Origin of the sequence: Allorhizobium sonneratiae (genome assembly GCF_023700755.1) — a bacterium.
In the GTDB taxonomy this organism is placed as follows: Bacteria; Pseudomonadota; Alphaproteobacteria; order Rhizobiales; family Rhizobiaceae; genus Allorhizobium; species Allorhizobium sonneratiae.
On the sequence record NZ_JAMKOJ010000013.1, the window covers coordinates 99,384 to 121,910 of the forward strand.

General features: G+C 59.1%; 18 protein-coding genes and 1 pseudogene. 9 read left to right on the plus strand and 10 right to left on the minus strand.

Annotated features, from left to right (window positions below; all coding sequences use genetic code 11):
• The first annotated feature begins 220 nt into the window (after positions 1–220).
• Complete coding sequence (locus NAC44_RS19715) at positions 221–1,480, plus strand: aromatic ring-hydroxylating oxygenase subunit alpha (protein ID WP_250943277.1); 1,260 nt, start codon at positions 221–223, stop codon at positions 1,478–1,480.
• A 2-nt stretch (positions 1,481–1,482) separates the two neighbouring features.
• On the plus strand, positions 1,483–2,565 hold the full coding sequence (locus NAC44_RS19720; protein WP_250943278.1) for an FAD-binding oxidoreductase: 1,083 nt from the start codon (positions 1,483–1,485) through the stop codon (positions 2,563–2,565).
• A 59-nt stretch (positions 2,566–2,624) separates the two neighbouring features.
• On the opposite strand, the gene NAC44_RS19725 is transcribed toward NAC44_RS19720, so the two are convergent.
• The gene (locus NAC44_RS19725) at positions 2,625–3,695 is read right to left on the minus strand and encodes a GGDEF domain-containing protein (RefSeq protein WP_250943279.1); all 1,071 of its coding nucleotides are present in this window, start codon (positions 3,693–3,695) and stop codon (positions 2,625–2,627) included.
• Positions 3,696–4,000: 305 nt separating this feature from the next.
• On the opposite strand from NAC44_RS19725, the gene NAC44_RS19730 reads away from it, so the two are divergent.
• The 3 genes from NAC44_RS19730 to NAC44_RS19740 all read left to right on the plus strand — a co-directional run bounded on the left by NAC44_RS19730 (position 4,001) and on the right by NAC44_RS19740 (position 7,182).
• Positions 4,001–4,975, plus strand: a complete 975-nt coding sequence (locus tag NAC44_RS19730; RefSeq protein ID WP_250943280.1) for an L-threonylcarbamoyladenylate synthase — start codon at positions 4,001–4,003, stop codon at positions 4,973–4,975.
• A 411-nt stretch (positions 4,976–5,386) separates the two neighbouring features.
• Positions 5,387–6,820 (plus strand): FAD-binding oxidoreductase, encoded by a 1,434-nt coding sequence (locus NAC44_RS19735; RefSeq protein ID WP_250943281.1) that lies wholly within the window; start codon positions 5,387–5,389, stop codon positions 6,818–6,820.
• Positions 6,817–7,182 carry a winged helix-turn-helix domain-containing protein gene (locus NAC44_RS19740; protein ID WP_250943282.1) on the plus strand — a complete coding sequence of 122 codons (366 nt, stop codon included), beginning with the start codon at positions 6,817–6,819 and terminating at the stop codon, positions 7,180–7,182. The genes NAC44_RS19735 and NAC44_RS19740 overlap by 4 nt, the downstream gene beginning before the upstream one ends.
• Here NAC44_RS19740 and modC read toward each other — a convergent pair.
• The 4 genes from modC to NAC44_RS19760 all read right to left on the minus strand — a co-directional run bounded on the left by modC (position 7,164) and on the right by NAC44_RS19760 (position 12,081).
• Complete coding sequence (gene modC, locus NAC44_RS19745) at positions 7,164–8,246, minus strand: molybdenum ABC transporter ATP-binding protein (protein ID WP_250943283.1); 1,083 nt, start codon at positions 8,244–8,246, stop codon at positions 7,164–7,166. The two genes, NAC44_RS19740 and modC, sit on opposite strands and share 19 nt — an antisense overlap.
• The gene (gene modB, locus NAC44_RS19750; protein WP_250943284.1) at positions 8,246–8,935 is read right to left on the minus strand and encodes a molybdate ABC transporter permease subunit; all 690 of its coding nucleotides are present in this window, start codon (positions 8,933–8,935) and stop codon (positions 8,246–8,248) included. Before modB ends, modC begins: the two co-directional genes overlap by 1 nt.
• Positions 8,936–8,985: 50 nt before the next feature.
• Complete coding sequence (gene modA, locus NAC44_RS19755; protein ID WP_420839992.1) at positions 8,986–9,789, minus strand: molybdate ABC transporter substrate-binding protein; 804 nt, start codon at positions 9,787–9,789, stop codon at positions 8,986–8,988.
• A gap of 96 nt (positions 9,790–9,885) precedes the next feature.
• Positions 9,886–12,081 carry a DUF1217 domain-containing protein gene (locus tag NAC44_RS19760; protein WP_250943286.1) on the minus strand — a complete coding sequence of 732 codons (2,196 nt, stop codon included), beginning with the start codon at positions 12,079–12,081 and terminating at the stop codon, positions 9,886–9,888.
• Between the two features lie 446 nt (positions 12,082–12,527).
• On the opposite strand from NAC44_RS19760, the gene NAC44_RS19765 reads away from it, so the two are divergent.
• Complete coding sequence (locus NAC44_RS19765; RefSeq protein WP_250943287.1) at positions 12,528–13,094, plus strand: DUF6101 family protein; 567 nt, start codon at positions 12,528–12,530, stop codon at positions 13,092–13,094.
• 67 nt (positions 13,095–13,161) lie between these two features.
• Here the strand turns inward: NAC44_RS19765 and dmeF are convergent, their stop codons facing one another.
• The 5 genes and pseudogenes from dmeF to NAC44_RS19790 all read right to left on the minus strand — a co-directional run.
• Positions 13,162–14,181, minus strand: a complete 1,020-nt coding sequence (dmeF, locus tag NAC44_RS19770) for a CDF family Co(II)/Ni(II) efflux transporter DmeF (protein ID WP_250943288.1) — start codon at positions 14,179–14,181, stop codon at positions 13,162–13,164.
• On the minus strand, positions 14,178–14,453 hold the full coding sequence (locus NAC44_RS19775) for a metal/formaldehyde-sensitive transcriptional repressor (RefSeq protein WP_250943289.1): 276 nt from the start codon (positions 14,451–14,453) through the stop codon (positions 14,178–14,180). The genes dmeF and NAC44_RS19775 overlap by 4 nt, the downstream gene beginning before the upstream one ends.
• A gap of 85 nt (positions 14,454–14,538) precedes the next feature.
• Positions 14,539–15,492 carry a 4-hydroxybenzoate octaprenyltransferase gene (gene ubiA, locus NAC44_RS19780; RefSeq protein ID WP_250943290.1) on the minus strand — a complete coding sequence of 318 codons (954 nt, stop codon included), beginning with the start codon at positions 15,490–15,492 and terminating at the stop codon, positions 14,539–14,541.
• 37 nt (positions 15,493–15,529) lie between these two features.
• On the minus strand, positions 15,530–16,786 hold the full coding sequence (locus NAC44_RS19785; RefSeq protein WP_250943291.1) for an SAM-dependent methyltransferase: 1,257 nt from the start codon (positions 16,784–16,786) through the stop codon (positions 15,530–15,532).
• A gap of 331 nt (positions 16,787–17,117) precedes the next feature.
• Positions 17,118–19,293, minus strand: a pseudogene (locus NAC44_RS19790) (Tex family protein); the annotation flags it as partial.
• A 152-nt stretch (positions 19,294–19,445) separates the two neighbouring features.
• Between NAC44_RS19790 and purD the strand changes: the two are divergent.
• The 3 genes from purD to NAC44_RS19805 form a co-directional block, all read left to right on the plus strand.
• Complete coding sequence (purD, locus tag NAC44_RS19795; protein WP_250943293.1) at positions 19,446–20,720, plus strand: phosphoribosylamine--glycine ligase; 1,275 nt, start codon at positions 19,446–19,448, stop codon at positions 20,718–20,720.
• 87 nt (positions 20,721–20,807) lie between these two features.
• Entirely contained in the window at positions 20,808–21,272 is a 465-nt protein-coding gene (locus NAC44_RS19800) for a plant virulence effector HPE1-like domain-containing protein (RefSeq protein ID WP_250943294.1), read from the plus strand.
• Positions 21,273–21,498: 226 nt separating this feature from the next.
• Positions 21,499–22,527 (plus strand): cache domain-containing protein (locus NAC44_RS19805; RefSeq protein WP_250943295.1); only part of this gene is annotated, 1,029 nt, incomplete at its 3' end.

Sequence of the window (22,527 nt, forward strand, 5' to 3'; positions counted from 1 at the left end):
AATGATCGTGGCCCGGCAAAACGGGCCGGATCGCTGCTGATGGGCCTTAATGTCGCAAACCCTATTTGCGATGTCGTAGGCCAATCGGCGCAACCTGCGGGCTTGTGGCTAGATGGATGCCATGAAGGCCGGGAGACGGCCATAAAAGAACAGTGAGCGCCCGACAGGACAAATCGCCCGTCTCCGTTTCTCCCGTGCCGGTTATCCAGATGAGGATGTCATGGATTTTCGCAGTTCCGTCTTGCGCCAGCTGAAAAACCGCCGGGATGGCTTCAGCCTGGAACAGCCCTTTTACACCGACCCGGATTATTACCGGCTCGACATGGAAATGATCTGGTATCGCGACTGGCTGTTCATCGGCCATGATTGCGAAATCCCGCGCGCCGGCAATTATTTCACCGTGCAGATCGGCGATTATCCGGTCGTTGTGGTGCGTGGGCGCGACGGCGTCATCCGCGCCTTCCACAACACCTGCCGCCATCGCGGCCACCGCGTGTGCACGCAGGAGCGCGGCGCATCCGCCAAGCTGGTCTGTCCCTATCACCAGTGGACCTACGATCTCGACGGTTCACTGGTCTTTGCCCGGCAGATGGGCGAGGATTTCGACAAGGCGCAATTCGGCATGAAGCCGGTCGCTTTCGAAAGCGTTGCCGGTTACATCTTCATCTGTCTTGCCGAACAGCCTGCCGATTTTTCCACCTTCCGCTCCACGGTCGAGCCTTACATGCTGCCGCACCGGCTGACGGAGGCGAAAATCGCCTATCGCAGCACCATTGTCGAAAAGGGCAACTGGAAGCTCGTCTGGGAAAACAACCGCGAATGCTACCATTGCGCCGGAAACCATCCGGAACTGTGCCGCACCTATCCGGAAGCCCCGAGCGCCACCGGCGTGCAGGGCGCCAAGGACGACCCCTTCATTTCCGAACACTGGCAGCGCTGCGAAACGGCAGGCCTGCCGAGCCAGTTCACCATGCATGAGACCGGCCAGTTCCGCGTGGCGCGTATGCCACTCATCCAGGATGCCGAAAGCTACACCATGGACGGCAGGCCGGCGGTGAAACGCCCCCTCTCCGACGATGTGACCATCTCTCATATCGGCACCATGCTGCTCTTCCATTATCCGACCACCTGGAACCACCTGCTTGGCGATCATGCGATTTCCTTCAGGGTTCTGCCTTTGAGCGCGGAAGAAACCGCCGTCACCACCACCTGGCTGGTACACAAGGATGCGGTCGAGGGTGTGGATTACAATCTGCACGACCTCACTCATGTCTGGACCATGACCAATGATCAGGACCGGTCGATCGTTGAAGAAAACGCCTTCGGCATCCGCTCGCCCGCTTACGAGCCCGGCCCCTATTCGCCCGACCATGAGGGCGGCGTCATGCAGTTTGTTGAATGGTATGCCAACTTCATGACCGACCGGCTGCAGGGGGACAAATCGGGCAGCGACAAGACGCCGCTGTCGGTGGTGGCCTGATCATGGCGAAGGACAGGCATTACCGGCATGTGGATGAACTGAAACCCTGGTCGGACCGGGAGCATATGCTCGAATGTGTCGCCTGGACGCCAGAAGCACCGGATGTGATGACCTTCACCTTCAAGCCGGACCGGCCGGGACTGTGGTTCCGCTACCGGCCCGGTCAGTTCGTCACGCTGGAGCTTCCCGTTGGACCCGAGCCGGTGTTGCGCACCTATACGCTGTCGTCCAGCCCGTCACGGCCCTATACGGTGGCCGTCACGGTCAAGGCGCAGAAGGGGTCCATCGGCACACGCTGGATGTTTGAAAACCTCAAGCCGGGGATGAAAATCCGGGCAATCGGTCCCCTCGGCGATTTTTCCTATGTGAACCATCCGGGCGAGAAATATCTGTTCATCTCCGCCGGCTCCGGCATTACCCCGATGATGTCGATGAGCCGCGACATGGCCGACCGCGAGCCGGACAGCGACGTCAATTTCATCCATTGCGCCCGCTCACCTGACGACATCATCTTCCGCTGGGAGCTGGAATACAAGGCGCGATACCTGCCGTATTTCCAGACCGGTTTCATTGTCGAGGAGGTCAAGCGCTCGCAATTGTGGACGGGTCTGCGCGGCTTTATCGACAAGGCGAAAATCGCGCTTCTGGCGCCGGATTTTCTCGAGCGCACCGTGTTCTGCTGCGGGCCCGAGCCTTTTATGGCAACGGTGCGCGAATCGCTCGAGGGCGCCGGCTTCGACATGAGCCGCTATCATGAGGAAACCTTTCAGCCGGTGGCGCCGCAATTGCCCGTGGCGGTGGCGGAAACCTCCGGCGAGGCCAAGCCCTTTACCGTCTCCTTCAGTCAGGCGGGAAAGAAAGCGACCTGCGAGCCCGGCTTCACCGTGCTGCAGGCGGCGCGTTCCATCGGTGTGCGCATCGGTGCGGCCTGCGAATCGGGCCTATGTGGAACGTGTCGGGTGATGAAGCTGTCCGGCGAGGTGGACATGGCCCATAATGGCGGCATTCTCGATGAGGAAATCGAGGAAGGCTATATCCTCGCCTGCTGCTCACGGCCCAGGGGTGATGTCGAGATCGAGGCCTGACGGGTCTTTTGCGTGTGACGGGCCGGGTTCAGACACGGCCTGTCTTATGCTGTCTTCCATCACACCACATGCGGCTTGTAGATGATCCAGTCTTTCGGCACATAGCTGCTTTCAACCGCGCCATAAACGGTGATCTTGTCACCACCGGAGGCGCGTGAAGATCCCAGCGCCCGCTCGGCAAATGTCATCAGGTCGAAGGCGTTGGGCGCCTGTTCGGACAGGCACAGGCCGAAGGACATGGTCAGCGGACCAAAGGAGCCGTTCGATCCGGGATTGACCACGGCGGTGGCTTTCAGCTTGGCGCGCACGGCATTGACGATGCGGTTGATCTCATCCTGATCGGAGGTATAGAACAGGAGGCCGAAACGGCTGCCGTCGATGCGGCAGACGAGGTCATCCTTGCCGGCAATGGCTTTCACCACCTTGGCGATCTGCTTGATGAAGCGTTCCGTCACCGTCGGGCCGAGATGATCGGCAAGACGGGCGAATTCGTCGATCTCGCCCACCGCCAAACCGCAGAGAAGCGGCAGGTCGGGATTGGCATAGACCTTGGCCAGCGCCTTGTTGAAGGCGCGGCGCGAACCCATGCCGGTCAAGGGATCGATGAATTTCGCCAGTTCCACGTGATCGGCCTCGCGCTGGACATCGGCGAGTTGCTCGGTCTTTTCCACCACGGTCTTGACGACATTGCTGTTTTCCGCCGCCCGCTTTTCCGTCGCCGCCTTCAGCGCCTGGATATGATGGCTGAGATCGGAATTGGCCAGATCGGTATGGGTCATCATGCCGCGCGTGGCATCGCCGATCAGACGGCCATAATCGGTCAGCGACAGTTTTTCCCGGTTGAGCAGATTGATGAAACTGCTCATCTCGGCGCGAACCGTATTGTTGTGTCGGGCCAGAATCGATTCTTCGTGATGATGCGGCAGATATTTGCGCCCCAGCGCATCGAGCGCTTCCTGGGTCTTGACCTTGCCCAGCGCGATGAAATCCCTGACGAGATCGGGATTGCTGCCCGAATAGGCCTCATAGACCAGTTCGTAATTGCGCGGCAGTCCCTCTATTCCCATCTGATGCATGGCCGTCGCAACACGCAGCGCGATACTGGAAGCCGGATTTTTCAAAGGCTGCATCGAACGCATTCCCCATCTGGAATCATTGATGTGGGAGACAATAAGCCGACAGTTCTTTATTTCGGTTACGGCGGTTTTTAAAATTTTATCGATTGCTGCGAGGTTGGGGAAAAGCCTTAACAGTGCGTCATTTTCCGGCACGTTACGGCTGGCTGAAACAGCATGAACAGCCTCTTCCGGCCCCTGCCTGCAAGGTTGAAGCCTAACACAGCACTTACGCGGCAGGCGACAAGACCGCCGGATGCAAAAGATTTGCCCCCTGACCGGTTCGGCGTTATGGATCGTGCCCGAAAGGGTGAAAGATCATGGCCGAGTGCATATCGATTGAACGAGAGCCGAAGACAGCGATTGCGGCGGCACTGCCGCTGCTTGCGCAAGGGGCCGCCATCGCCATTCCGACCGAAACCGTTTATGGGCTTGCCGCCGACGCCACCAATCCGCAAGCCATCACCCGGATTTACGAGACCAAGGGCCGCCCGCGCTTCAATCCGCTCATCTGCCACATGGCCGATCTTGCCATGGCGGAGCGTCATGCCCGTTTCGATCCCCTGTCACGGACCCTTGCCGAACGCTTCTGGCCGGGACCGCTGACGCTCATTCTGCCATTGCAAGATGGCTCGCCCATCCATCCGCTGGCAACAGCCGGGCTGGATACGGTGGGTGTGCGTTGCCCCAGAGGTTTTGCCGGGCAGTTGATTGCCGCCTTCGGCCAACCGCTTGCCGCCCCCAGCGCCAACACGTCCGGGCGGATCAGCCCAACCTCGGCGACCCATGTCGAGGCCGATCTTGGGGACAAAATCCCGCTGATCCTCGATGGCGGCACGGCGGGTGTCGGAGTGGAATCCACCATCGTCAAGGTGGAAAATGGGGCGGTACATCTGCTTCGTCCCGGCGGGCTTGCGGCGGAAGAGATCGAAGCCTGTCTTGGTCTTTCGCTCATCCGGCCCGAAAAAGCAGGCGCGATTATCGAAGCGCCGGGCATGCTGGCCTCCCATTACGCGCCGGATGCGCCAGTCAGGCTGAATGCGCTTGAAATTCATGCCGGAGAGGCGGCTATCCTTTTCGGCCGAGACACGCCGGCAGGGCTGGACAAGGCGCATTTCATTCGCAATCTGAGCCCCGAAGGCAAGCTTGCCGAGGCCGCTGCGGCGCTGTTTCAAACGATGAAGGAGGCCGATGCCAGCGGTGCGGCCCGCATTGCCTTCGTTCCCATTCCCATGCAGGGTCTCGGCGAGGCGATCAACGACCGGATCGAACGGGCGGCGGCTCCCAGAGCCTAGGGTCAAAACTCAATCAGGATGGTTGTTCTGCAAGGCGTATTTTGTGTCGGAGGAGAAGGAAAGGTGCAGGAAATGCTCCCCATTTTCAAACCTTTCCGACGCCCGCAGGCACAAATTACGCCTTGCCCAAAGGGTTGTACGGGATGGGCCGCCTGATTGCGAACAATGCGCGACAAGGCAAACCGGCCTTGTCTTGCGCTTGTTCGCTGCCATACAATCCCATCCCGTTCAACAGAACACCCATCCTGAGTGAGTTTTGACCCTAGTGCATCATTGCTTAAATCCGGTGAGATTGAAGGCGAACATGATGCAGCAAATTTAAAGGACTACAGCGTCCTTTGTGCGTTTTATAAAACGCAACCGCGCTGTAGAGGACCATAAAACGCGACATGATTTAGGAGGTGCAAACCGATGACCGACGCGCTGCCGACCCCTGCCCGTCTTGATGATTTCATCGCCATCGTCGGCAAAGCCCATGCCCTGACCGCGCCGGATGACATCGAACCCTATCTCACCGAAAATCGCGGACTTTATCGCGGCGCCTCGTCGCTGGTGCTCAAACCCGGCTCGACACAGGAGGTGGCGAAGATCATGGCGCTGGCAAGCGCGACGCACACACCGATCGTGCCGGTTGGCGGGCGCACCGGCCATGTCGGCGGCCAGGTGCCGCGCGAAAACGGCGAGGACATTCTTCTGTCGCTGGAGCGGCTGAACCGCATCCGCGAGGTCGATCCTGTCGGCAATGTCGTGATTGCCGAGGCGGGCGTGGTGCTGGATGCCGTCCACAAGGCCGCCGATGCCGTCGACCGGCTGTTTCCGCTGTCGCTCGGCTCGCAGGGTTCTTGCCAGATCGGCGGCAATCTTTCGACAAATGCCGGCGGCACGGCGGTGCTCACCTATGGCAATATGCGGCATCTGTGCCTCGGGCTGGAGGTGGTGTTACCGACAGGGGAAATCTGGGACGGATTGCGGCGGCTGAAAAAGGACAATAGCGGCTATGACCTGCGCGATCTCTTCATCGGCGCGGAAGGCACGCTCGGCATCATCACCGCCGCTGTGCTGAAGCTTTATCCGAAACCGCTCGGCCATGAGGTTGGTTTTGCCGGGCTTGCCTCGCCGGAGGCCGCCCTCAAACTGTTCGAGAAAGCCAGCGCCATCTGCGGCTCGGCACTGACCGGTTTCGAGCTGATGCCCCGCATCGGGGTGGAATTTACCAGCCGCCATATCGAAAACGTCAGAGACCCGCTGACAAGCCCGCATGACTGGTATGTGCTGATCGATATTTCCACCTCCGACAGGGCCGAGACCGCCCGCGCCATGCTGGAGACCGTGCTGGAACAAGGCTATGAGACCGGCGTGATCGAAGATGCGGTCATGGCCGAAACCGTTGCACAGCAAAGGGCGCTCTGGCACATGCGCGAAAGCATGTCGGAGGCGCAAAAGCCGGAAGGCGGCTCGATCAAGCACGATGTCTCGGTGCCGGTTGCCGCCATTCCCGCCTTCATGCGCGAGGCCGAAACCGCCGTTTTGCAGGCGGTGCCCGGCGCGCGCATCTGCGGCTTCGGCCATCTCGGCGACGGCAATATTCATTACAATATCAGCCAGCCCGTCGGGGCCGACAAGGCGGCCTTCATTGGCCGCTGGCGCGAGGTCAACGCCATTGTCCACGCCATCGTGCGCGCTCACGGCGGCTCGATTTCCGCCGAACATGGTGTGGGCCAGTTGAAGCGCGACGAGCTGATCGAGATCCGCCCGGCCATCGAGACCGAACTGATGAACCGGATCAAACAGGCCTTCGATCCGAAGGGCATTCTCAATCCGGGCAAGATGGTGCGCCTGCCATGAGCGTGCCGCCCAAAAGCCTGCTGCGCATCGATCTCAACAATGGCACACGCCTTGGACCCGGCAAGATCCAGCTGTTGCGGCTGATCGGTGACACCGGCTCGATCCGGGCTGCGGGAAAGGCGCTCGGCATGTCCTATCGCCGTGCCTGGCTTTTGGCCGACGAGATCAACCGCATGTTCGTTGAACCCGCCATTGCCACCCGCCATGGCGGTGCAAGCGGCGGCGGGGCGGGTCTCACCGCCTTTGGCGAGCAGCTTCTGGCGCGTGCCGAGGCGATGGATGACAAGGCACGAAAGCTGCTGGCCGAGGACATTGCCTGGCTGGAGGCGCAGACCAATGCGGATTATTCCGCGCCCCGGTAAAGCCCGCCACGCCGGATCGACACCGCCTTGAACAGCACCGTCACCGGTGCATCGGGGGCAAGCTGCAATGCCTGTTCGGAACGACGGGTGATTTCGGCGCGGATGATCTCGCCGGAGCAGTCGACCTCGACCATCAGGCTTTCGCCCAGATCGTTGATGCTGCGCACCCTCCCGTTCAGGCGGTTGAGCGTCGACACATCGCCGACATGGGGCCCGGCCAGCACCACATCACTGACCGGTAAAAACAGGCGGATTGCCTGACCGACCGGCAGATCGGTGCGCTTCAGATAAAGCGTTCCGGCATCGCTTGCGGCAAAGGTCAGCCCTTCCTTCGGCGCGTGGCCGGTGATGACCGCCCGGATGAAACTGCCGGAGCGGTTGTCTCCGAGATCGGGCAAGGGACCGGGCAGATCGCCTGTCCCATCCAGCAGGCTCGCTTCACCGGCGCGCATGGCAACGATATGGGTGGCAAGCCGCGTGACCTCCTCAGCCGAATGGCTGACATAGAGGATCGGCACGCCCGCCTCATCGCGGATGCGCTCGATATAGGGCAGGATCTGCGCCTTGATCGTCTGATCGAGCGCCGAAAGCGGCTCATCCATCACCAGCAGGCGCGGGCAAGACAGCAGCGCCCGGCCGATGGCCACCCGCTGTTTTTCACCGCCGGAGAGCCGGTTTGGCGCACGATCAAGGAGAGGCGCAATGCCGAGCAGATCGGCGACCGCATCAAGGCTATCGCGCCTGTCGCCATGGGGAGCAAACCTTTGGCCATAGAGCAGATTGGCCCGGACGCTCAGATGCGGGAAAAGCCGCGGCTCCTGAAACACATAGCCAATGCGGCGGCGATGCACTGGTAAAAAGGTGCCGCTTTTGCTGTCGCTCCACACCGTGCCGTTAAACACCACCCGCCCCGCCTCGGGCCGGATCAGCCCGGCCACAGCATTGATCAGCGTCGTCTTGCCGGAGCCGGATGGGCCGAACAGCGCCGTCAGCCCGGCGCCGAGCCTGAGATCGGCAGCAAGACGGAACGCGCCCTGTGTATGGGTGAGCGAAATCTCCAGCATCAGCGCGTCAGCCTGAGAGCCATGCGCCGTGCCAGAAGCTCGGAGGCCAATAGTGCCAGAAGCGAGATGGCGACAGACACGAGCGTCAGGCGCAGCGCTGCCTGATCGCCGCCCGGCACCTGGGTATAATTGTAGATCGCCATGGACAGGGTCTGGGTTTCGCCGGGAATGTTGGAGACGAAGGTGATGGTTGCGCCAAATTCTCCCATGGCCTTGGCGAAGGAGAGTACGGTTCCGGCAATCAGCCCCGGCAGGATCAGCGGCAGGGTCACGGTGAAAAACACCAGCACCGGCGGCGCGCCCAGCGTTCCGGCGGCGGTTTCCAGCTTGCGGTCGACACCATCGAGCGACAGGCGGATGGCGCGGACCATCAGCGGAAAACCCATCACCGCCGCAGCCAGCGCCGCCCCGGTCCAGCGAAAGGCGAAGACCAGGCCGAACCAGCGCTCCAGCGCCGCCCCGATCACACCCTTGCGGCCAAACAGGATGAGCAGCAGATACCCGGTCACCACCGGCGGCATAATCAGCGGCAGATGCACGATGCCATCGAGCAATCCACGCCCGAAAAACCGCTTGCGCGACAGAAGCCAAGCCACCAGAAGGCCCGGCGGCAGGGACAAGACCGCCGCCACCAGCGCCACTTTCACCGTCAGGCCGATGGCCGTTATATCATCCGCCGAAAACTGCACGCGCTGTCACTGCCTGTCTGAATACTGCGATGATTTAATCCTTTACCGGCTCATGATTTACGATCAAGCACGGTAAAACCGGCCTTGGTGAAAATCTCACGCGCCGCATCCGATTGCAGATAGGTGAGGAAGGCCTTTGCCTCGGGATTGCTGCTGGTTTTCAGCAGGGCCGCCGGATAGACGATCGGCGGGTGAGAGCCGACCGGAAAGCGATCGACGACCTTCACATCGGGATCGACACGGGCATCGGTTTCATAAACGATGCCGAGCGGCGCTTCCCCGCGCGCGACCAGCGCCAAAGCGGCGCGAACATTTTCGGCCTGAGCGATTTTGTCCTGGACGCTCGCCCAAAGCCCGAGCTTTTCCAGCGCCGCCTTGCCGTAAATGCCTGCCGGAACGGCATTGACGCTGGCCATGGCCAGCCGACCGCCCTTGAGCAGCCCGGCAAGATCGAGACCCGGCTTGATCTCGGCGGTGATTTTTGACGATGCAGGTGCAATCAGCACCAGACGGTTGCCCAAAAGGTTGATACGAGTTCCCGGTTGCAGCGTTCCTTCCTTGTCGAGATGATCCATCCAGTCGAGATCGGCGGAGATAAAGAGATCGGCTGGCGCACCCTGATCGATCTGTTTTGCCAGAGCCGAACTGCCGGCAAAGGACAGCCGAACGTCATGACCGGTCTTTTCCTTCCACTGCGCGGCAATCGCCGTCATGGTTTCCTTGAGGCTGGCGGCAGCAAAGACCGTGACACCGCCATCGGCAGCAAGGGCCGACAACGGCCAGGCCAGCGCCAGAAGCGCGCTGAGGACAAGACGAAGCAAAGGCAGGCGCATGACAAACTCCCAATTCGGCATCGTCTGCCGATCTTTTACGATATATTTTCACGGATATATCGATAGATCTGAAAAAGGCAAGGCGCAATATCTGCGCCCTGCCTTTGATTCTCTCAATCAGGAGTGATTGAGCGCATTGACGGACGTCAGCAGATCGGCGCTGATGCTGGCGGAAGTGGTGCCGCCGCCGAGAATGGCCAGCGCGGCGCTGGCAGACGAGCTGACACCCGTATTATTGGCGATATCATACATGGCGGTGAAGCGTTTGAGGAACTTGTCGAGCTTGGTCGGATCATTGAGATCCTTCAGATCCATCTGCTTATCGATGACCTTGGCCTGCTGATCGATATCCATACTGCTCATGTCAGAGGGCAGGCTGAAGGCGGTTCGATAGACTTCCAGAAGTGCCGAGTCGCCGAGAATGTCATAGGAGGAGGTAATCGTCGGCGCCTTGCGCTGGAAATAAAGCGCCAGCCGCACGCCAGCATTGCTGTCCCCCTGTTCGGTTTCCAGCGTCTGGTGCAGATAGAGATTCTCGGTATTGACCATCGTGCCGCGATTTTGCGCGCCCATGACGGTGCTTTTATCCAGCTTGCCGTCTGTGTTGAAATTGAAGGAGGCGACGAACTCGGCATAGCGCTCATCATCCTGACTGTTGGCGAAGCTTTTCGGATCGGAAAGATCGGAGGAAAACAGCTGTTTCAACATGTCGTTGCTGACCTTGCTCGGATCGAGCCCATCGGAGGTCAGAACGAAATCCACCAGCTTGCGATCCTTGATCAGATCAGCCGAGGTGCGCACCTTGACGATATTGTCCTGATAATATTGTGCATCCTTTTCCGCCGCTGCCTTCGCGGTTGTCTGGTCCTTGCCGGTCAGGAAGCGGGTTTTCTGAACGATATAGTCCTTTGCCGTGTTGGTGATGGTCGATTCCGACTGGGCCAGAAGCGGCACACCCGCCGTGCCGTCAGATTTGAAGTTGAAGGCGCTGGCCAGACTGATCAGCGCCTTGTTATGCGTCATGTTGACATAGCTTTTCGGGTCGTTGACATCGCTGGTCAGAACCTTCTTGATCGTCGCCTTGCTGTATTGCGTCTGATCAATGTCGAAGGCCTGCATCACCATGTTGTAGACCCGCTCATTGCCCATAAGCTTATCCACCGTGTCGATCGACTTCATCTGGGTGGAATAGAAATCGATGTTGCTCTGCGTGGTCTTGTCATCGGCGGCGGAATAGTTCGTCATATATTGCGCCGTCAGCGTCGATAACTGGTCGCTGTTTTGTGCATTGCCGGCGGCAACATCGCCATTGGTGTCAAAGTTGAACATCTTGGCGATCTTGGCGTAGGAGCCATCCGTGCTTTCCGTATTGGCGTAGCTTTTCGGATCGGAAAGATCGCTGGTGACGATGTTTTCGAAGGTCGATTTCAGCATGTTCGGGTTCAGCCCCAACGCCGTCTTCACATAGCTGAACAGACGCGAATCGCCGGTGATGTCGGAGGCCTTGGTGACAGTGGCCAGTTTTTCCTTGTAATAATCGGTCTCGCGCCCGGCCTGATAGTCGCCCTCCGTGCTGGGCACGGTTTCCAGATAGGAAAGCTCCATGTCCTCCTTGGCAGAGGCGGTCATCGCTGTGCTGTTCTTCAGTGAACCATCGGTGTTGAAGCCGAGGGCAGCGATCATATTGAGATAGGTCTGCTTGTTCGTGGTCAGCGTGTTGACATAGCTGGTTGAATCGTTCGGGTCGCTGGTCAGCACCTTTTTCAGGAAATCCGTGGAATAATATTGCGTGTCGAGCCCGTTGGCCTTCAGCACATATTCCGTCAGCCGTGAATTGTTGAGCAGATCGTCGACAGACTTCACCTGATCGATCGCCGTATCAAAATAGCTGGTTTCGGTCGCCGCATCATCCTGCTGATTGGTCAGGGACTGTTTATAGAGGCCGATCAGATCGTCTTCCTGGTTCGACGTCTGGATATCGGTGGTTTCCTTGGAAAAGTTGAAGGAGGCGGCATATTCGCGGTATCGATCATCCGTCAGCTTGTTGGCGAAGCTGTTCTGATCGGTCAGATCGCTTTCCAGCACTTTCTTCATGAAGCCTTTGGCATAGATCATGTCGGAAAGGCCGTTGGCCGTCATCGTATAATCGTAGAGCCGATCGTCCTTGAGCAGATCGTCAACCGTCTTCACATTGCCGATATTGGCCTTGTAATAGGCGGCATCCTTGCTGACCTGCGGTTCCTGGGAAACGCGTTGCAGACTCTTGCTCATGTCGCGCGTCACGAGATCGTAGCTGACATAGGTGGAAACCATTCCAAGACCATCCTTCAATCACAGGAAGGTGCCATCATGGTCCCTTATCCTTTCCCCTGCCTGACAACGCCATCAGCGCTTGACGCGACCCGATGCCCACACACCGTTCATGATCGCAAATCCTGATCTGCCCCACGGAGGAAGACAGACCTTAGATCACAGAGGTTATTTTCAACGCGCTGCCCACATCATGCGCGCTCAAATATTAATACCATAAGAAGTCATGGCTTGCATTAAAAAAACCGTTAGCATTCGATGAAACTCATAAACCAAAATGAAACCTATGATGATTGGAATTCGATAACCATCTGGTGAAGCAAAGTTTTCTTAACCGCAATTCTTAAGCGCTCCGGAACAGGACAACGCTATCCTCACACTCAATGGACGAACAAGTCCCAATGAGAAGAGCACGAAAACGGCTCTCAGGTAAAACAAGGGTAGTAATGATGACGAACACGGTTATGAAGCCCGTCTGGGCCGGAGCAACCTTCAGGCTGGAACCCTCCCGCCTGCCGCAACATGTATCCTATGCGTTGCGCGACAGTTTCGGCAAAGTCTCGATTACACTGGATAAACGCGGCGCCGTCATGCGCAAGATCCTGCCGGAGAGCGGCCTGCCACTCTCCTTCGCCCTGCCGGCTCGCGCCTTTCGTGGGGTTGCAGCCCGCGCCATCGACCATGGTAATGGCGAAATCACCGTTACGCTCGAACTTTATCATGACGATCCGGAGCTTTGCATTCCGCTTCTGGTGGCGCATGACCTGTCCGACATCGCCGCCGACTGGCGTAACTGGGCAGAAACCTTCAACATTCCCATGCTGATGGTCGAAGCCGATGGCGTAGCCCGCCCCCTGGAAGAGCATCTTGGCGCAATCAAGACCCATGCGCCGCGTCCGCGCCGTCGTCATTCGCATTTTGCCGAGCGCCGTCCGCGTTTTCTGGTGCGTCGCACCACCGGATCGCTCGGCGTGATCATGAAGATTTCCGGCAAAGAAATCATCGCCCGCAGTTAATCAGGCCGGGCAAAACTGAAGATTTTCTCAACAGGGACCGGAGTAAAACCCGGTCTCTGTTTTGTTTTCATACAGAGGATGCCGCGTCAACCTCAACCGTGACATGTGACAATTCCGATATGCATGATAACCGTTCCCGGTATTGGGCAACCGATAACGGGCTTGACGTCCGCAGTGAAACGATCACACCATAATGTCCAGGGCCAAGCTGCCAGACATGCAGATCGCTGATCCGGGTGTCGCCTTTTTCCAGCAGGGTGCGGATGCGATCCGGCAATCCGGTCCTGTGCGGCATGAAATGCAAAAGGCCAAGCCCGGTATCCTTCAACAGCTTGAGCGACCACCAGCCGATCACCGCCGCACCAACCAGCCCCATGACCGGATCGAGAAACACCCAGCCATAAAGAGCGCCCAGCGCCAGCGCGATGATGGCCGTCAGCGATGTGATCGCATCGGCCACCATATGCAGATAGGCGACCTTGAGATTGCGATCTTCCGACCCGTGATGCGCACCATGTCCTGAATGATCGTGCCCTGAGTGATCATGTCCGGCATGGCTGTGGCCCGGATGGTCATGATCGTGGCCATGGTCGTGCAACAGAAAGGCGCAGGCGATATTGACGATCAGCCCCAGCACGGCAACGGCAATGGATTCATCGAAGGCAATCGGCACCGGGGTAAAGAAGCGCCTGAAACTTTCAACCGCCAGAAAGACCGAAACCAGCAGCAGGATGATGGCGCTGGAAAAGGCGGCCAGATCGCCGAACTGGCCGGTGCCGAACGTAAAGCGCGGATCATTGCGGTAGCGTCTGGCAAAGCCATAGGCCAGCGCCGACACGAGAATGGCGCCTGCATCGGTGGCCATATGCCAGCCATCGGCCAGAAGCGCCATTGAGCCGAACAATTCGCCGCCGACAATCTCCACCACCATGACCAGCACGGTAATGGCAATGACGATCCAGGCACGCCGCTCGTTGCGGGCGTGGTTGCGACCGAGAAAATCATGCGGATGCGGATAGGAAAACCGGTCCGGCGAATGGGCATGATCGTGCCCATGGTCGTGGTCGTGGTCGTGGGTTTCGCTCATTTCAGATAGCTCCTGATCACGTCCAGCAATTCATCCGCGCCGGTCTGGCGGGCTTTTTCATCGAGGTCGGCTGCAAGAATATGGCCTTCCACATGATGTTCGATCAGTTCCGCCGTCAGCCCGCTTAAGGCACCGCGCACGGAGGCTGCCAGATTGAGAACCTCACCGCAGGATTTTTCTGCGATCAGGGCGTTTTCGATGGCTTCCATCTGCCCCTTCATGCGGCGCACACGGGCGAGAAGCTTGTCTTTGTTGTGTATGACATGACTCATACAATAGGGGGGTACCCTATATAGAGGCTAAAATCAACACATATATCCGGATTTGCGAACATACCGGAGCTGGCGATGGGCCCAATCAGGCGAAGGGAATTGCGACGAGAAGACCAAGAAACACGATGAAACCGAGGGGATGGTTCATCTTGAACAGGGCCAGACATTGTGTCGGATTATCAATATCCAGCACCGAGACCTGATAGGTCAAAAGACCTGCAGCCACCACCAGACCAAGATAGCCCGGCAGGGCGACGCCGGTGAAAATGAAGGCAAAGAGAAGCAGCAGGATCATGCCGCCGTAAAAACCGGTGAGCCAGACCTTGGTGTCGTCGCCAAAGAGACGGGCGGTTGAGCGGACACCGACGAGTGCGTCATCCTCTTTGTCCTGATGGGCGTAGATCGTGTCATAGCCGATGGTCCAGACGATGGCGGCGAGATAGGTGAGCACGGCGGCCAGCGACAGCGACCCGGTCAGCCCGGCCCACCCCATCAGCCCGCCCCAGGAAAAGGCAAGGCCGAGAAAGAATTGCGGCCAGTCGGTAAAGCGTTTGGCAAAGGGATAGACCGCGACGATCACCAGCGAGGAGAGGCCCAGAACGATGGAAAAGCCATTGAAACAAAAGAGCACCGCCGCACCGATCAACGCCTGCAGCAGAATGAACAGCTTGGCCTGCAAGCGGCTGACCCGGCCGGATGGCAGGGGCCGTGAACGGGTGCGCGCCACTTCGCTGTCGATCTTGTGGTCGACGAGATCGTTATAGGTGCAGCCAGCGCCGCGCATGGCCACCGCCCCGAGGAAAAACAGCAGCAATTGAACGGCAAAGCTCCAGCCATGCAGCTCATGATTGCGCGCCAGATGATTGGCAGCCAGCGCCGAAGACCAGAAACAGGGCCACATCAGCAATTGCCAGCCGATGGGCCGGTCCCATCGGGCAAGCTGGGCAAAGGGCCAGGCGGGACGCGGCAGGAGCCGGTACACCCAGCTGTTGGAAGGCGCGTCATAAACGCGGTCTGTATGGTCGGCGGAGATGGTCATGCCGCCTTGATAGCCCAAACCGCGCCTGAGTGAAATATCAGAATTCCACCTTTTCCAGTGGCGGACGCGTCGCTTCCTTCTCCTTCAGCGCGGCTTCCCGACCGGGAATATAATCGCGATTGTCCGGCACGCTCATCCGCTTTTTGGTGATCTGCAGCTGGAAGATGAAGAAATCCTCATGGCTGAAGGCCATTTCCGAACCGGCGAGATAAAACTCCCACATGCGCACGAAGTTTTCGTCGTAAAGCTTTGCCGCCTCTTCCTTCCGGGCCATGAAGCGCTCGCGCCAGTGCCGGAGCGTATGGGCGTAATGCATGGGCAGGATTTCGCAATCGGCCACCAGCAGGCCGTTTTTCTCGATAAACGGCATCACCTCGGACAGCGCCGGAATATAGCCGCCGGGAAAGATGTATTTCTCAAAGAACGGATTGTTGTAAAGCGCCGGATAGGGCTGGCCGATGGAATGCAGGATCATCACCCCGTCATCGCTCATCAGCTCTTTCACCTTGCGGAAAAACCGGTTGTAATTGGCCGGACCGACATGCTCGAACATGCCGACGGAGACGATGCGATCAAAGGGCTTCGCCTTCATCGTCCGGTAATCCTGCAATTCAAAGCGCACCTTATCGGCAAGGCCGCGCTTTTGAGCCCGCATGCGTGAGACTTTCAACTGTTCTTCGCTGAGCGTGATGCCGGTCATGTCGACACCGGCCATCTCGGCGAGATACATCGCCATGCCGCCCCAGCCGGAGCCGATTTCCAGCACGCGCTGCCCCTCTTCCGGCCTCAGCTTGGCGGCGATATGACGTTTTTTTGCCATCTGCGCCTCTTCAAGCGAAATGCCGGGCGGATTGAAATAGGCGCAGGAATATTGCCAGTCATCATCGAGAAACAGATCGAACAGCTTGGCGCTGAGATCGTAATGATGGGCAACATTGTGCTTGTTGCGGTTGATCGGCATCAGACCGCGCAGCCGCGCCTCGGCAATGCGCAAGATCCCCCGCCAGAGCATGGAGAAGTTGAGGTCGGTGACCAGGGTGTTTTCCTTGATCAGCGTCAGCAGGCCATAGATATCGCCCGTTTCGATAACGAGCCGACCTTCCATGTAAACTTCGCCCAGCTTCAGCTGAGCATCGCGAGCGATGGCCTCCTCGGCCTCGTCATCGGTAAAACGCATGGCGATGAAGGGCGCCTGCCCATCTCCCATCCGTTCGGTTCGGCCATCCTGGCCGGTTACATCCAATGTCCCCTTGCGAATGATCTTGCGCAGGAGCTTACGCAGAGATGAAGCCATAGGCCCCCCTTGAATCCTCAGGAATGCCACAATCGACAGGCTCAAACCTATCGCCTTTGACAGCGCTGACAAGGGTGCTTTTGTCACATAAATCGCAAAAATTGCCGGAACATTTTGAAATCAAAAGCAACGCACGCAAAAGGCGCGCTTTCAAAACGCAACGTCACGAAAACGTGATGGCCGGCTTATTTTCGCCGCATGGCCTCAGCCAGCGCGGCACCCAGTCCGCCCATGCCGGATTGTTCGGTTTTCTTCGGCTGGCCTTTATCGGCGTGGCGCAGATTGGCCGTGCCGCGATTGTCGCGCATCGACGGTGGCGGGGCCTCGCCCCCATCCTTGCGCATGGAAAGGGCAATGCGTTTGCGCTTCACATCCACCTCGACGACACGCACTTTCACCACATCGCCCGCCTTGACCACCTCATGCGGGTCCTTGACGAAGCGGTCGGCCAGTTGCGACACATGCACCAGCCCGTCCTGATGCACGCCGATATCGACGAAAGCGCCAAAGGCGGCAACATTGGTCACGGTGCCTTCAAGCTGCATGCCGGGTTTCAGATCGTCGATCTCATTCACCCCTTCGGCGAAGGTGGCGGTTCTGAAGCTCGGGCGCGGGTCGCGACCCGGCTTTTCCAGTTCCAAGAGAATGTCCTTCACCGTCGGCAGGCCGAATTGCTCATCGACGAAGCGTTTCGGGTCGAGGCTTTTCAGCGCCGCACTGTCACCCATCAGGCTTCTGAGATCACGCCCGCAGGCGGCAACGATCTTCTTCGCCACGCCGTAAGCTTCCGGGTGAACGGCAGAGGCATCAAGCGGCTCCTTGCCGTTTGGAATGCGCAGAAAGCCGGCGCATTGCTCAAAGGTGCGCGCGCCAAGGCGCGAAACCTTCAACAGCTCCTTGCGGGTGGCAAAGGGCCCGTTCTGGTCGCGATGGGTCACGATCGCCTCGGCAATCGAACCGCCAAGACCGGAGACCCGCGCCAGCAGCGGCGCCGATGCCGTATTGAGATCGACGCCGACGGCATTGACCGCATCTTCGACCACGGCATCGAGCGAACGGCCGAGCCTGCCCTGATCGACATCGTGCTGATATTGGCCGACGCCGATGGATTTCGGCTCGATCTTCACCAGTTCGGCGAGCGGGTCCTGCAGGCGTCTTGCAATCGACACCGCCCCACGCAGCGACACATCGAGGCCGGGAAATTCCTTCGCCGCCAGTTCCGAGGCCGAATAGACCGACGCGCCCGCCTCCGAGACGATCACCTTGGTCGGCTTCGGTGCAGCCCCTGTGGCCGGAAGCTGCGCCAGAAGATCAGCCACCAGCTTTTCCGTTTCGCGGCTGGCCGTACCGTTACCGATGGCGATCAGTTCCACCTTGTGCTTGCGCATGAGGCTGGCAAGTTCGGCCTGCGCGCCTCTGAGATCGTTTTTCGGCTGGAAGGGATAGACGGTCGCGGTTTCCAGAAGCTTGCCGGTGCCATCCACCACCGCCACCTTGACGCCTGTGCGGATACCCGGATCGAGCCCCATGGTCGGACGCGACCCGGCAGGGGCTGCCAGCAGCAGATCTTTCAGATTGCGGGCAAAGACGTGGATCGCCTCCTCCTCGGCCCGCTCGCGAAGCTCGCGCATCAGATCGAGCGAGAGCGAGGTGGAGAGCTTGACCCGCCAGGTCCAGCCGGCCACGTCCAGAAGCCATTGATCGGCAGGACCTCTGGCCTTCACCTCATAGGCATTGGCAATCATCCGCTGGGCGGGCTTGATTACGGCGGTGTCGTCCCTGTCGGCCTCGATGGACAGTGTCAGAACCTCCTCGTTCCAGCCACGCAGCATGGCCAGCGCCCGGTGACCGGGCACGGTGGCCCAACGTTCTGTATGGTCGAAATAATCGGCGAATTTTTCGCCCGCCGCCTGCTTGCCATCCACCACCCTGGAATAGAGAAACGCCTTGTCCTTGAGATAGCTGCGCAGTGTTTTCAACAGCTCGGCATTTTCCGCCATGCCCTCCGCCACGATATCGCGCGCGCCTTCGAGCGCCGCCTTCACATCCGCCACATCCTCCTTGAGATAGGCTTCGGCCAGTTTTGCCGGATCGCTGCTGCGGTCGGCGAGAATGGCCTCCGCCAACGGTCCCAGGCCCTTCTCGCGGGCGATTTCGGCGCGGGTGCGCCGCTTCGGCTTATAAGGCAGATAAAGGTCTTCCAGCTCGGCCTTGGTCACGGCTTTGGCAATTTTTACCGCCAGTGCATCCGTCATCTTGCCCTGGGAGGAAATGCTCTCGACAATCGCCTTGCGCCGTGCACCCAGCTCCCTGAGATAGGTGAGACGCTCGGCCAATTGGCGCAATTGCGTGTCATCCAGCCCGCCGGTCACTTCCTTGCGGTAGCGCGCGATGAAGGGCACGGTCGCGCCCTCATCCAGCAGGCCGACGGCAGAGACCACCTGATCAGGGCGGGCGTTGATTTCACCGGCGATAAGGGCAGCAATGGATGTGATGTCGTCGGCCATGGCGATGTCTTCTCCAGATTTGATCGGCGGACCATAGCGCGAGATCGTGGCGAGGCAACGGATACCGCTTCCCCTCCACAGAAAAGCGGCTTTTTCCTTGATTTTTGCGCGCCCACGCCGTAACCGCCGAGGAAAGATATTGGAGGCGTGCAATGAAGGTTCTGTTGATCGGTTCTGGCGGACGGGAACATGCCCTGGCATGGAAGATCGCGCAGTCTCCCCTGCTGGAGACCTTTTATGCAGCCCCCGGCAATCCCGGCATTGCCGACCATGCCGAATGCGTCGATCTCGACGTCGATGACCATGGCGCCGTGCTTGCCTTCTGCAAGGACAAGGCGGTGGATTTCGTCGTCGTCGGCCCGGAAGCGCCGCTGGTGGCGGGCCTTGCCGATCATCTGCGCGATGGCGGCCTTGCCGTTTTTGGCCCTTCGGCGGCGGCTGCCCGGCTTGAAGGCTCAAAAGGTTTCACCAAGGATATCTGCGCCCGCTTCTCCATCCCGACCGGAGCCTATAAGCGCTTCACCGAGGCGCAAGCGGCGAAAGCCTATATCCAGCAGCAGGGCGCGCCGATCGTCATCAAGGCCGACGGGCTTGCCGCCGGCAAGGGTGTGACCGTCGCCATGACGATCGAGGAAGCGCTTGGCGCCATTGACGACTGTTTCGACGGTGCCTTTGGCGCAGCCGGTGCGGAAGTGGTGGTCGAGGCCTTTCTCGATGGCGAGGAGGCGAGCTTCTTCTGTCTCTGCGATGGCAAGACGCTGTTGCCGCTGGCCACCGCGCAGGACCATAAGCGTGTCGGCGATGGCGACACCGGCCCCAATACCGGCGGCATGGGGGCTTATTCGCCCGCCCCGGTAATGAACGCCGAGATGGTCGAGCGGACGCTGAAGGAAATCATCGAACCGACCATGCGCGGCATGGCCGAACTGGGCGCGCCCTTTTCCGGCGTTTTCTTCGCCGGACTGATGATCACCGAACGCGGCCCGGAACTCATCGAATACAATGTCCGCTTCGGCGACCCGGAATGCCAGGTGCTGATGATGCGGCTGAAAAGCGATCTTCTGCCACTGCTTTATGCCACCGCCACCAGCACGCTGGATCAGGTGACGGCGGAATGGCACGACGATGCGGCGCTGACCGTGGTGCTTGCCTCGAAAGGCTATCCCGGCAGCTATGAGAAGAATACGCCGATTGCTCATATCCCGACAGAAAGCGAAGGTGGAAAGGTGTTCCATGCCGGAACCGCGCTTCGTGACGGTCAACTGGTCGCGACCGGTGGCCGGGTGCTGAATGTGACGGCGCGGGGGAAAGATGTCGGGGCAGCGCAACAGCGCGCCTATCGCCTGCTCGACGATGTCCAGTGGGACAACGGCTTTTGCCGCCGCGATATCGGCTGGCGCGCCATTGACCGAGAAAAGAACATGTAGGCGGCAGATCACTCAAATTTTATCTGTTTTCGAGACAAGATCGAAAGACCTGCCGTCTATGATCGATACCGAAACAGGGAGTCTGTCATGCGTATGTTTCTTGCCGCCGCTTTGGTTCTGTGCGCTTCCGGTGCGGCTCAGGCCTCGTCCATTGTCGAGATCAAGACCGACAGCCGCATCACGCCGAGCGTGGTCAAGATAACCTGCGCCAGTTGCACCTCGCCCGTCCAAAAAGAGGCAAAGGCCGAGCCCGCGACTGGATTTACGGGCCAGAGCATCACCATCAAGACCGTCAACGGCAGACGTGAAATCATACGCACTGCCGACTGGATGGGTGGCTCGCCCGTCACCTATATCAACAAGGCGGATGGCTGGCTGGGACAGCATGACAGCGATCTTGCCGGCCTCAAAGGCGACGGAATCGACCTTTCCGCCACAACGGCTGCGGTTGAAACCCCGGCGGATCACGGACCGGCCATGCTGCCGCCACCCGGTAACAACCATGATCAGGTTATTGCCGAAATTCCGCCGATGCAGCTCAGGCTCAAGTGACCCACGGCGGCACAAGCATGCCTGCCGCAACTATTTGGCGCAAATGGTGTGATTGCGCCTTTCTTTTCAGCTTTTGTTTATAAATACCCCTCATTATTGGGGGAGACAACCCTGCGTCGTCACACAGGCGCAACACCATTAAACAGGAACATCTGGGCTGTGTCGCATTCCTTTCATCGTTTGCGATCTGAGGAGTGCGAAAGAAGCGTCCTCCAAGAGGTATCCTATGAAGAACCTTAAGATTTCCCGGCAATTGCTGCTGCTGGTCAGCGGGCTGATGATCGCCTTCGGCGTGGCAACATTTTTCCAGATCCGCTCCTCGGCAGAAACGATCTACACACAACGCTATGAATTGCTGCGCACCGAGGTGGAAACCGCCATTTCCGTGCTCAAGCGCTATTACGCGCTGCAACAGGCCGGCAAGCTGAGCGAGGCGGAAGCGCAGAAACAGGCTTTTGATGCTGTCAATGCGATGAAATTCCAGCCGGACGGCTATTTCTTCGGCTATGATTACGATGTGAAGATGCTGTTTCATCCCGATCCGAAGAAGGTCGGCGAAAGCTTCAAGGGCAAGGCCGACCAGAACGGCTATGCCTATCGCGACGATCTGGTGAAGGTCGGCCGCGACGGCGGCGGGCTCGTCACCTTTTTCGGGCCGAAGCCGGGCATGAAGGGCAACAGCTACCGCAAGACCTCCTATGCGCTGGCTTTCGACCCGTGGAAAGTGGTCGTCGTCACTGGCCTTTACATGGACGATCTCGATGCGGAAGTCTTCAATGACATTCTGAAAGCGGCCTCCTTCGGCATCTTCGTCTTCATTTTCGGCCTTGGTGCCGCCTTTTATGTCATTCGCGGCATTTCGCGACCGTTGAACGCCATTCATGACGCGCTGGGCGAAGTGGCGAACGAAAACACCGACATCTCCATTCCTCATACCGACATGTCGAATGAAGTGGGCATGATGGCCAAGGCCACCAAAGCGCTGCAGGAAAAGGTGCGTGAGCGCCATGCGCTTGCCGAACAGCAGCAACGCCAGCAGCAGGCGCTGGACGGCGAACGTCAGCGCAATGCCGAACTGACGGCGGAAGAGGCGCGCCAGCAGGCCCATGTGGTCTCCACCATCGGGGCATCACTGGAACGGCTTTCCGAAGGCGACCTCACCGTGCGCTGTGCCGATCTCGGCGAACGCTATGAAACGCTCAGGCACAATTTCAACGACGCGCTGACCCGGCTGGAACAGGCCATGACCCGCGTC